The organism is Actinokineospora inagensis DSM 44258 (assembly GCF_000482865.1).
GTDB lineage: Bacteria > Actinomycetota > Actinomycetes > Mycobacteriales > Pseudonocardiaceae > Actinokineospora > Actinokineospora inagensis.
The window spans coordinates 1-10319 of the sequence record NZ_AXWW01000098.1 but is presented as its reverse complement, the minus strand read 5'-3'; the positions used below and the strand labels follow the sequence as shown (position 1 = coordinate 10319).

The window sequence follows — 10319 nt, the reverse complement described above, 5'->3', positions numbered from 1 at the left end:
CCACCCACGCCCGATAAGCGATACGACCACCATTACGGGCCACCTCGCGAGCGACCACCGAATGATGCCTACCCAACACCCTCCCGATAAACCGAAAAGACCGCCCGGCTCGCAACTCCCGCGAGATCGTCTCCCGCTCGTCAAACCCCAACACCACACGACACGCCACAGAAACGATCTCCGATCACTCGACCACGAAGATCATCCCACACCCGGCGCATCGACCCCTTGAGGTCAAGGCCCCGAACAAAACAACTTCACCACAACGGGCACCACCGCTTTTATCTGGCGCCAATGGCCGGCGTCGCCGAAGGCGACAAGGCCGAAACCCGAGCGCAGCGAGGCCCAGGGACGGCTCACACCATGATCAACCGCCAGCAAAGCCCCCGAATACACAGCCTAGTCCAGCCCCCCGACAAGATCGCCAAACTAAGATCGCCAAGCCAAGATCGCAAGCCTAGACCCACCAAAACAAGCACCGAGACGAGCTCGTCGCCCCCGATCTCACCCCTTCCGCGCCACCACCGCATACGTCAATGACTCCGCCGGATCCCCCACAACATCCCGCTCCGGCCGCCACTCTGGCGTCCACACCACTCCCGGCGCCAGGATCTCCATTCCCCCGACCAACCGCGCCACCTCTTCTCGATCTCGTGGCGTAGCAGGCGATCCGCTGCTCGCGTACAGCCGAAGCACGTCCCCCCGCCCGTCCGGCGTTCCCTCCATCGTCCCGTGTGTGATCGCCACGTAACTCCCCGCCGCGATCTCCGACAGGTACCGCGCCACCGCCGTGTGGGGATCGGGGATGAAGTGCAGCACCGCGAGCATCAACACCCCAATCGGCTGCGAAAGGTCCAAAACAGACGCGGCCGCCTCAAGAATTGTCTCCGGCTCTCGCAAATCCCCCAGCAGCGCCCGCGCGGTCGGCGTCTCCGCCAGTTCGATCTCAGAATGCGCGATCGCGATCGGGTCGTTGTCCACGTAGAGAACCCGGGAGCCAGGCGCGGTTTCGTGCACATTGCCGACAGTCGGAATCCCCGAGCCAAGATCGAGGAACTGGTTGACCCCCTGGCTCGCGCAATACCGGACAACCCGTTGCAGAAACGCCCGATTGATCCGCGCCGCGTCGGCGGCCGTTGGCAGTACCCGGAGGAATTCCTCGGCGAACGCCCGGTCCGGGGCGAAGTTGCAGGCCCCACCCAGCAGGTAGTCGTAGATCCGAGCCGGATGTGCCTGGTCAGGATCGATCTGCGTCACGTCAGTCCTCCCCGCTCACCTGGGTGTCCCACCATCGATGGTAGCCCTCGGTGACATCCCCGTCGCGCCATGCGAAAGGGGGCCCACCGAGCGGTGAGCCCCCCGAAGCGCGGACTGTCACATGTGGACGGCGGGGCCCGCGGTCGTCAGTTCGTCCGGTACGCCCGGTCGCAGGATGAAAGCGCAGACAACGCCGCCGACGGCGAACAGGATGGCGCTCCAGGTGAACGCCGTGCTGTAGCCCGCGACTGCGGCGTCCAGCGGGGCCTTGCCGTCGCCGAGGGCGGCGGTGACCGCGCTGGAGGCGATGGTGCTGAACAGCGCGGTACCGATCGAGCCGCCGATCTGCTGGACGGCGTTGATCGCGGCGGAGGCGACCCCGGAGTCCTGCGGGTCGACCCCGGCGATGCCGACGTTCATCGCCGAGGCCATGGTGAGGCCGATGCCGAAACCGGCGACGAGCAGGGCGGGCAGCACGCCGCTGGCGTACGAGCTGTCGGCCTTGAGCAGGGCCAGCAGGCCGATCCCGGCGCCCGCGAGCACCATGCCCCCGCTGACCAGCAGGCGCGGGCCGACGCGGGGCAGCAGGACGGTGGTGGCCAGGGTGGCGCCGACCATCAGCGTGCCGATCATCGGCAGGAAGCCGATGCCGCTGGTCACCGGGGTGAACTGCAGGTTGACCTGCATGAAGTAGGTGAGGAACAGGAAGATCACGAACATCCCGGCGCACAGCACGAAGATCGCCAGGAAGGAGCCGCCGCGGTTGCGGTGCAGCAGGACGCGCAGCGGCAGCAGCGGGTGCTTGACGATGGTCTGCCACACCACGAAGCCGGTCAGCAGGACGAGGCCGACGAGCAGGAACGCCCACACGCCCGGGTCGCCCCACGACTTGCTCTCCGCGTTGCCCAGGCCGAACACCAGGGCGAACATGCCCAGCGTCGCCGAGGCCACCCCGACGAAGTCGATCTTCGGGCGTTCGGTGGCGCTCGCCCTGCCGAGCAGGGTGATGCCGCCGAAGAAGCCGATGGCCGCGAACACCAGGTTGACGTACATGCACCAGCGCCAGTCCAGGTACTCGGTGAGCACCCCGCCGAGCAGCAGGCCGATCGCGCCGCCCGCGCCGGAGATGGCACCGAAGATGCCGAACGCCTTGCCGCGCTCGCCCGGGTCGGTGAACGTGGTGGTCAGCAGCGACAGGGCCGCGGGCGCGAGCAGCGCGGCGAACACACCCTGCCCGATCCGGGCGGCGACCAGGACGTCGAACCCGGTGGCGGCCCCGCCGACCGCGGAGGCGATGGCGAACCCGGCGACACCGACCAGGAAGGTCACCTTCCGCCCGAACAGGTCGGCGATCCGGCCGCCGATGAGCAGCAGGCTGCCGAAGCTGAGCGCGTACCCGGTGATCAGCCACTGCCGCTGGTCGTCGCTGAAGCCGAGCGACTTCTGCGCCGATGGCAGCGCGATGTTCACCACCGTCGCGTCGAGGATCACCATGACCTGCGCGATCGCGATGACGGCCAGGATCAGCCAGCGCTTCGCGTGCATGTGGTCGTGGTGGGTACTGGTGTGGACGGCGGGTCGGTCGTCCGAGATGGTCAAGGTCTTCGCCCCCTGCAGGAGATGTCCACAGTGGTGTCACCGTGGCGTCGTGGTGACGCTAACACAGAAGTGGAGAAGGTCCCTCCGGTTTTCCGCTAAGCTGAGAGGGTGACCTCAGACACTGATCGGCCGCTCCGCGCGGATGCTGAGCGAAACCGGGCGCGGATCGTGACAGCCGCCCGCGCGGTGTTCGCACTCCACGGTGTCAACGCGTCACTCGACGACGTGGCGCGGCGGGCCGGTGTGGGGGTCGGGACGCTCTACCGCCGGTTTCCGACGCGGGACTCGCTGATCCGGGCGGTGTTCGACCACGTGGTCGCGGAGATCATTTCGATTATCGATCGGTGTGCTGCCGATCCGGATCCGCTGGCGGGGCTGCTGGAACTGGTGACGGATGTGGTGCAGCGGCAGTCGGGGGATCGAGGGCTGTTCGAGATCTGCACGAAAGAGGATTTTGGGCAGTTGGATGTGATATCGGCGCATTATGTGCCTGCGGTGGATTCGCTGGTGGCCCGGGGGCAGGCGGCGGGGGTGGTGCGGGGGGATTTGCGGGGAACTGATATCGGGCCGATGATCGTGATGCTGGTGACGGTGTGTGCGGCGACACGAGCTGCCGATCCGGAGTTGTGGCGGCGGCATTTGATGATCCTGTTTGACGGGATACGGGTGGGGGGTGCTGAACTGCCTGCCAGTGGGGTGACCCATGCTGATCTGTTTGCCGCGATTGCGGGGTCGAAGGTGTGAGGGGGTGTGAGAGGGCTGGGGGCGTGAGGGGTCGATTTGGTGATCTTGTCGGTGGGGTCTTGTAGGCTGTTTATTCAGGGGCTCAAGTTCAGGTTGATCATGGTTCTTGGTCGGCTGGGCGATCTTGTCGGTGGGCTTGGTTAGGCTGTGTATTCGGGGGCTTTTCGGCTGGTTGATCATGGTATGAGGGTCACTGGGCCTCGGCTTCGCCTCGGGGGTCGGCCTTGTCGCCTGGCGGCGACGCCGGCGCTTGGGCGCCAGATTAAAGCTTGGGGTGCCCGTTGTGGTGAAGTTGTTTTGTTTGGGGCCCCTAGCGGCAGCCTGGGTAAGGCTAAAAGGCGGGGCCACTGGAAAGCGTGGCCTTCCCCGCCAGCCGGCTTAGGCCACCGCCTCCCCCAAACAAAACAACTTCACCACAACGGGCGGTTGGGATCGGCGGGTCCCGAGGCGCGCGGTGCAAGTGTGGCGCTTCGTCGATGGAGCGTGGGTTTCGAGGTGCGAGGTGCGCGGTGCCGGGGGTGGTGCTTCGTCGATGTGGGGCGGGCTTTTTTGAGGCGTTCGGTGCGGGTGTGGGGCTTTGCTGATATGGGGTGGCGGGGGGTTATTTTAGTTGGGCGGAGGTTTTGTTGAGTAGGCGGCGGGCGATGATGAGTTGTTGGATTTGTTGGGTGCCTTCGAAGATGTCGAGGATTTTGGCGTCGCGGGACCATTTTTCCAGGAGGGATGTTTCGCTGTAGCCGAGGGCGCCGGTGAGGGCCAGGCAGCGGAGGGTGATTTCGGTGGCGGTGCGGCCTGCTTTGGACTTGGCCATGGAGGCCTGGAGGGAGTTCGGCTGGTGGTTGTCGGCCATCCAGGCGGCTTGGAGGGCGAGGAGGTGGGCGGATTCCCAGTCGGCTTCCATTGTCAGGAAATCGGCGGCGGGGGTGGGTTGGGTGTGGGGTGGGCGGTCGTAGTCGATGGGGATGTTGGCGGTGGTGAGGAGACGCCGGGTTTCTTCCAGGGCGGCGCGGGCCAGGCCGATGGCCATGGCGGCGACCAGGGGGCGGGTGTTGTCGAAGGTTTGCATGGCCCCGGCGAAGCCGGTGGTGACCTCGGGGGAGCCGAGGAGGTTGTCCCTGTGGACACGGACATTGGTGAGGCGGAAGTGGGCGGTGTCGGAGGCGCGGATTCCCAGCTTCTTCTCCAGGCGGACCAGGTCGAAGCCGGGGGTGTCGCGGTCGACGACGAAGGACTTGATGGCGGACTTGCCCAGGGATCGGTCCAGGGTGGCCCAGACGACGACGCAGTCGGCGCGGGCGCCCGCGGTGACGAAGATCTTTTCGCCGTTCAGCACGTAATGGTCCCCGTCGGGGGTGGCGGTGGTGCGGATGGCCGCGGAGTCGGAACCGGTGTCGGGTTCGGTGATGGCCATGGCGGCCCACTTCCCCCGGTAGCGGGCCAGTTGTTCGTCGTTGGCGACCGAGGCGATGGCGGCGTTGCCCAAGCCCTGGCGGGGCATCGAGAGGAGCAGACCGACATCGCCCCAGCACATCTCGATGGTGCCGAGCAGGAGCCGCAGGTTGGCACCGTTGCGGTTGGCGGTTGAGTCCGAAGTGGAACCACGGCGGACGCCGGAGGTGCCCGCGCCGCCGCCGGAGGCGGAGAGGCCGTCCAGCAAGGCGGCGAGCAGGTCGAGCTCGCGGGGGTAGGTGTGTTCGGACTCGTCGTACTTGCGGGAGTTGGGGCGGAAGAACTCGGCTGCGGCCTGGTGGGCCTGGGCGACGAGCCGGGCGAACTTGGCGGGGACCTCGAGGTTGATCATCGCAGACTCCTCAGACCAGGATGGTGCCCTCGGCGAACGCGACCGCGCGCAGGTCGCGGTACCAGCGTTCGACGGGGTGTTCCTTGACGAAACCGTGGCCGCCCAGGAGTTGGACGCCGTCGTCGCCGATGTGCATTCCCTGGTCACCGCACAGCTTCCTGGCGAGGGCGACCTCACGGGCGAACGGCTTGCCCTGCTCGGCGCGGGCGGCGGCGCGGTAGGTGACCAGGCGCATGCCCTCGAGTTCGGTGCCGATGTCGGCGACCTTGAACGCGACGCCCTGGCGGTGGCTGATGGGCTCGCCGAAGGCGACGCGGTTGTTCACGTACGGGATCACGTAGTCCAGGACGGCCTGTGACGTGCCGAGAGCCAAGGCGCACCAACCCAAGCGCGCCAAGCGAATGCAGTCCTCGTACGGACCCTCGAGCAACGCCGATGATGGCACGTTGACCCGGTCCAACCTGAGCCTGCCCATCCCCGCGGCCCGCAATCCCATGCCGGGGTCGGATTCCACGGAGAGGCCCGCCGAACCTGACTCCACAATGAACAATGCGGGGCCACGACCGTCTACATCGGCCGCAACCACGAACAGCTCCGCGGTGGCGGCCCGGGGGACCATGGCTTTCACGCCGGTCAACGCGAAACCGCCGGAAGTCCGGTAGGCCTTGGTGCTCAATGAGAACGGGTCGAACAGGACTGTCGGCTCCTGCACGGCCAAGGCCGCGGCGGGGATGTTGTCGCCGACGAAAGCGGGCAGATAAGTTGCCTGTTGGGCCGAATCGCCCCACAACACCAGTGCCGTGCTGACGGCCGACGGTGCCAGGCAGGCCACCGCCTGTCCCATGTCCCCGTGCGCCATGGCCTCGGCGATGAGCACGTTCGTCACCGTGGAGCGCTCATTCCCCAGCCCGCCAAGGGATTCCGGGATGCCGACCAGGGTCACGCCCAGCTCACCCGCTGTCCGGAGCACCTCGTCCGGGGTCGTGCAGGTCTCGTTGGCCTCGGCGGCGCGCGGGCGCAGCCGTTCGACGGCGAACTCGGCCACCGTGGACTTGATCATCGCTTGCTCGTCGGTCGGGGTCAGATCGAACAACCCCGGGTCCGGCACCGCTCGTGGCCGGTCGGCCGCCCCCGAGTTGGCGACCCCGGCGAACGTCCGGCTCACCGCGCCCGCGGCGGTGAACCCCGCCTTGGTGGCCTGGTAGACCCCGCGCTCGACCGTTTTGCGCAGGCCCAGCCGGTCGAGCACGGCGGCGCCCGCCAGCCGGTTCAGCCCGGCGAGCGCCGCGCCCATCGCGTTCCGCTTGCCCATCGCGACTCCTCACCTACCCATCGGTACCTACTCTAGAGTAGATTAGGGCTCAGCGGACGCGCGACTTGTCCACCACGTTGGTCAGCGGGCGGCCCGCGGTGAAGTTGGCCAGGTTGTCGGCGAACCGGCGGACCAGTTCCTCCCGCCAGCCGACGACGTCGCCGGACATGTGCGGCGAGATCAGCACGTTCGGCATGTCCCACAGCGGCGACGTGGCGGGCAGCGGCTCGTCGGCGAACACGTCGAACGCGGCCCCGGCGAGCTGACCGCGGTCGAGCGCGTTGGCAAGGTCCGCGGTCACCACCAGCCCGGCCCGACCGATGTTGATCAGGCGCGCGGTCGGTCGCATCGAGCGCAGCAGGTCCGCGTCGACCAGTCCCTTCGTGTGCGCGCTCAGCGCGGCGGCCAACACGACCCAATCGTGTTCGGCGACGGCGGCGCGCAGGCCGCTCATCGGCGCGACGAGGCCGAAGTCGGGGTCGCCGGTGCGCCCGACCGGCCCGACCGCCGACACCCGCACCCCGACCGCGGTGAGCTGGCGGGCGATGGCCCTGGCGATCGGCCCGGTGCCGACCAGCAGCGCGCGCGACCCGGCCAGCCGCTCGGTCTCCCGGTGTCGCAGGCGGCGCCGCTGCTGGTCGCGCAGCGTGGTCGGCAGGTCCTTGGCGAAGGCGAGCACCAGGCCCAGCACGTACTCGGCCATCGGCTCGTCGAACACCCCGGCCGAGTTGGTCAGCACCACGTCGCTCTCGCGCAGCGCGGGGAACAGCAGGTGCGCGACGGCGGGCCCGGCGACGTGCACCCAGCGCAGGGCGTCCGCGGTGGCCCAGGCGGTCGCCAGGGCGGTGGCGCGGGTGTCCCAGAGGAACAGCGCCTCGGCGCCCGCCACGGCGTCCGGCAGGCTCTCGGGGGTGGCGTAACGGATGGTGGCTCTGGCCTCGATCTGGGCCATGCCGGGGGGTCGATCGGTGCCGTGCAGGACGACGACGGTCGGCCGGTGGCGGGTGTCCATCGAGTGGGCGTGCCTCGATTCGTGGTGGCCGTGGCCGGTCAAGCAACGAACGCTAGGAACCGGTTCGGGGTGGTGTCAAACTACGCGTTGCGTGGCCAAGTTTCCCCAGCTCAGCGGCCCGTTACTGCACATTCAGGTGAACTTCGAGTTGATCATGCTCGTCTGTGTAGAGCGATCGTTACTCCATTCGTGAGAAGTACTACACCTATGGAGCAAGGGGGTCGGTCACGCAGCCGTATGCCCGGAGGACGATGTGGATCATGTGGGGGTTGCCGGCGGGAATTCGCCGCACGGATGGTGGTTCCCCAGTCGGTCGATGCCGGTTACAGTCCGTTTTACCTGGGGTTTTCCCGTACACCACGCACCGGGCGGCAAGGTGACCGAGACCACTGATGGCTCGGACGGGGTTGGCGGCCGTCCAGCGGCAGGTCGCGGCCCAAGCGGCGGATAGGGTCGTTGTGCCCTTACCGCTGTGAGGTTGAATACGAAAACATCGCCCGTATGCAGCAGCGATACCCCTGGTGCACAGCCTCCACCCCGGCTACCATCACTCTCCGTCAGGGCCACCATCGAATCCGACTGTCGCTCGGAAGGATGGGACGGTGAGCCGGGACACCCGCGCCGTTCCGGACCTCGACGGCGTACCACCCCTCATCGGTGCGCCGCTACATCTGGGGGCTCATGTGAGTTCGACCGTATCCTCCCCGACGCCGGAAGCGGCGCCGCGGGAGACCCAGCCCACCGGCCGGAACCAGGGAACCGACGCCGTGTTCGCGCGGCTCAAGAGCTCGGCCTTCCACGAACTGGTGGCCGCCTCCCTGCAGGGTGACCAGGACGCCATCGGCACCCTGTTCACCTGGATCAACCCCGCCATCACGCGGTACTGCCGCGCGCGCATCGGCCGCACCGGCTCGGCGTTCTCGTCGGCCGACGACGTCGCCCAGGAGATCCTGCTCGCGGTGCTCGGCGCACTGCCGCGGTACTCCGACGACAAGGAGTCCTTCCTCCCGTTCGTCTACGGCATCGCCTCGCACAAGGTCGCCGACTACTACCGCCGCTCCGGCCGCGACCGCTCCGACCCCGTCGCCGACGTGCCCGACACCGTCGACCACGGCCTCGGCCCCGAGCAGATCACCCTGCGCGCCGAAATGCGCTCGCGGCTGGCGACCCTGCTCGACACCCTGGCCCCCCGCCAGCGCGAAATCCTCGTCCTGCGCCTGGTGGTCGGCCTCTCCGCCCAGGAGACCGCCGCCGCCATCGGCCTCACCGCCACCGCCGTCCGCGTCGCCCAACACCGCGCGCTGACCCGCCTGCGCGGCAGCCTCTCCGCGACCGACTGGCTGTAAGACCCTCTCGAAGCTCCCATCCAGACCGCTGGGCCACGTGTGTGCCGTGGCCCAGCGGTCGTGTGGTTTTCCGGGCTGTTGATCACCTTGGGCTTGGTGTGCGGGTGGGTCAGTGGCTCATGTCCCTTGATCGCTGCCGCGCTGAGGTGGCCACATTTTCGTCGCTGGGATGTCCACACTCGTTACTGAGGTGTCCACATTTCTTCTGGTTGTCCACAGGCCCCGGCGCTGTCTCCTGCTGATCTTGCTCGGCGGGTAGACTGGCCTCGGGGACGCCCCCCGGGAAGGGTGGGGGCTGGGTCGCGGGCGGTTGTCCGCTTTCTGGTCGAGAAGTTGTGGCGCGGGCTGGTGCTGTCGGTCGACCTACTCGCGGGGGCATGGTCGTCCGTTGGGTGTTGGCCTGAGCGCGAAAGATCTGCGGGCTGGCTGGCATGTGTGGACTGTTCTGCGGATCTGTTGCCCGTTGGTGTGCTGGCGCTGCTCGACGCCAGGCCGTCCGGTATCCACAGTGAACACATTGTTCGCGCCGGATACGCGCGACTTCATTCCGTTTGCCGCACCCGGTGACCCACCGTGCCCTCAAGCGCGTAGTAGGCGACAAACGCAGCGCCGCCCTCATTCGTCCCGCTCGCACTCGCAGTGTCCACACTCCACCCAGTTGTCCACAGACCACGACGGCGCCCCTGCTGATCTTGCTTGGCCGGTAGACTGGCCTCGGGGACGCCCCCCGGGAAGGGTGGGGGCCGGGCTGCGCCCGGTGGGGTGGCGGTAAGAGGTCGCGGGGGTGCAGGGGGAGAAGAAGGACGGGGGGTGTCCCTATGTGGTTGTCAAGCCGCGGTTGGGGTGGGGACGGTCTCGGGGTGTCGGTAGTGGGTGCTGTTGCGGAGCATGGCGTAGAGGGCGTCGCAGCGGCGGCGGGCGAGGTGGATGAGTGCCGCGTTGTGTTTCTTGCCCTCGGTTCTCTTGCGGTCGTAGTAGGCGCTGCTGGTGGGGTTGGACAGGGCGGCGAACGCGGCCAGGAAGAACGCTCGTTTGAGCTTGCGGTTGCCGGTGCGGGCCGGGTGCTCGCCTTTGGTCGAGGTGCCGGAGCCGCGGGTGACGGGGGCGATGCCGGCGTAGGCGGCCAGGTGTGCCGAGGAGGCGAAGCTGGAGGCGTCGCCGATCTCCAGCAGGATGCGGGCGACCCCGGCGAGAGGGTGCGCGTCGAGTATCCCCTCGACCTCGGTGGCGATCTGTTTGCGTTGTTGG

The 10319-nt window shown here is 67.9% G+C and carries 9 protein-coding genes; 2 read left to right on the top strand and 7 right to left on the bottom strand.

Features of this window, described 5'->3' with window-relative positions; all coding sequences use genetic code 11:
- From H504_RS40530 to H504_RS0125850, 3 genes are all read right to left on the bottom strand, one after another.
- Window positions 1–154: helix-turn-helix domain-containing protein (locus H504_RS40530; RefSeq protein WP_245614461.1), on the bottom strand; the 154-nt coding region annotated here is incomplete at its 3' end.
- Between the two features lie 350 nt (window positions 155–504).
- Window positions 505–1257, bottom strand: coding sequence for an SAM-dependent methyltransferase (locus H504_RS0125855; protein WP_026425145.1), 753 nt, complete (start codon window positions 1255–1257; stop codon window positions 505–507).
- A gap of 117 nt (window positions 1258–1374) precedes the next feature.
- Window positions 1375–2802: an MFS transporter gene (locus H504_RS0125850; RefSeq protein WP_084468227.1), complete on the bottom strand. Its 1428-nt coding sequence runs from the start codon at window positions 2800–2802 to the stop codon at window positions 1375–1377.
- 162 nt (window positions 2803–2964) lie between these two features.
- On the opposite strand from H504_RS0125850, the gene H504_RS37030 reads away from it, so the two are divergent.
- Entirely contained in the window at window positions 2965–3600 is a 636-nt protein-coding gene (locus tag H504_RS37030; RefSeq protein ID WP_035306167.1) for a TetR/AcrR family transcriptional regulator, read from the top strand.
- 601 nt (window positions 3601–4201) lie between these two features.
- Here the strand turns inward: H504_RS37030 and H504_RS0125840 are convergent.
- The 3 genes from H504_RS0125840 to H504_RS0125830 form a co-directional block, all read right to left on the bottom strand.
- Entirely contained in the window at window positions 4202–5401 is a 1200-nt protein-coding gene (locus H504_RS0125840) for an acyl-CoA dehydrogenase family protein (RefSeq protein ID WP_026425143.1), read from the bottom strand.
- Window positions 5402–5411: 10 nt separating this feature from the next.
- Window positions 5412–6695, bottom strand: a complete 1284-nt coding sequence (locus H504_RS0125835) for an acyl-CoA dehydrogenase family protein (RefSeq protein ID WP_026425142.1) — start codon at window positions 6693–6695, stop codon at window positions 5412–5414.
- A 67-nt stretch (window positions 6696–6762) separates the two neighbouring features.
- Window positions 6763–7725: a D-2-hydroxyacid dehydrogenase gene (locus tag H504_RS0125830; protein ID WP_026425141.1), complete on the bottom strand. Its 963-nt coding sequence runs from the start codon at window positions 7723–7725 to the stop codon at window positions 6763–6765.
- A gap of 683 nt (window positions 7726–8408) precedes the next feature.
- Between H504_RS0125830 and shbA the strand changes: the two genes are divergently transcribed.
- Complete coding sequence (gene shbA, locus H504_RS0125825; RefSeq protein WP_281173664.1) at window positions 8409–9071, top strand: RNA polymerase sigma factor ShbA; 663 nt, start codon at window positions 8409–8411, stop codon at window positions 9069–9071.
- Between the two features lie 827 nt (window positions 9072–9898).
- Here the strand turns inward: shbA and H504_RS0125820 are convergent.
- A partial coding sequence (locus H504_RS0125820) for an IS110 family transposase (protein ID WP_026425139.1) occupies window positions 9899–10319 on the bottom strand: 421 nt, incomplete at its 5' end.

Coding starts and splice junctions, on each gene's coding strand:
- H504_RS0125850 (WP_084468227.1), bottom strand. CDS start 2,802: ATGCACGCGAAGCGCTGGCTGATCCTGGCCGTCATCGCGATCGCGCAG.
- H504_RS0125840 (WP_026425143.1), bottom strand. CDS start 5,401: ATGATCAACCTCGAGGTCCCCGCCAAGTTCGCCCGGCTCGTCGCCCAG.
- H504_RS0125835 (WP_026425142.1), bottom strand. CDS start 6,695: ATGGGCGCGGCGCTCGCCGGGCTGAACCGGCTGGCGGGCGCCGCCGTG.
- H504_RS0125830 (WP_026425141.1), bottom strand. CDS start 7,725: ATGGACACCCGCCACCGGCCGACCGTCGTCGTCCTGCACGGCACCGAT.